Source organism: Bradyrhizobium sp. NBAIM08, from assembly GCF_020193935.1.
Taxonomy (GTDB): Bacteria; Pseudomonadota; Alphaproteobacteria; order Rhizobiales; family Xanthobacteraceae; genus Bradyrhizobium; species Bradyrhizobium yuanmingense.
In genome coordinates this window covers 1-444 of sequence record NZ_JADYVR010000391.1, presented here as the reverse complement: position 1 = coordinate 444, position 444 = coordinate 1, and the positions used below count along the sequence as shown (strand labels likewise).

At 59.9% G+C, this 444-nt stretch carries 2 protein-coding genes; both read right to left on the bottom strand.

Annotated features, from left to right (window positions below; all coding sequences use genetic code 11):
- Window positions 1–136: TadE/TadG family type IV pilus assembly protein (locus I6F37_RS46475; RefSeq protein WP_225154386.1), on the bottom strand; the 136-nt coding region annotated here is incomplete at its 3' end.
- On the bottom strand, window positions 133–282 hold the full coding sequence (locus I6F37_RS46470) for a PKD domain-containing protein (RefSeq protein WP_368736824.1): 150 nt from the start codon (window positions 280–282) through the stop codon (window positions 133–135). The genes I6F37_RS46470 and I6F37_RS46475, both read right to left, overlap by 4 nt.
- Window positions 283–444: the final 162 nt, after the last annotated feature.

Genomic DNA, 444 nt, shown 5'->3' with positions numbered 1-444 from the left:
GCGAGAGGGTGCTGTTCATGTAGACCATGCGGCCCGCGTCGAAGAGCCCGAGCAGCAGGAGCAGGAAGATGGGCAATACCAGGGCGAACTCGACAAGAGACTGCCCATGAGATCGCCGCCTAGCAGATGCGCTCACTTCGGCCCCACCGAAGAAGAGCCGGCCGAATTCGTGACCGTCAGAGTCGCCTTGTCAGCTCCGCTTCCCGTGTACTTGTGGACCGGGCTGATCGCATTGCTGTTGTCGATCGTTCCGTCATCAAAAGCCCAGAACCATGCCGTGATCGGACAGTTGAGGGGATCCGCGACGGTCGAAGTGTCCTTGTAGGAGTACGTCCTACCTTTGATGTCTGTGATGATGAAATTGGCAATCGGCTTGGTGCACGGTGCGACGGACGGTGAGGCTGACGGACTGCTCGACGGCGATGCGGACGGCGAGGACGATGG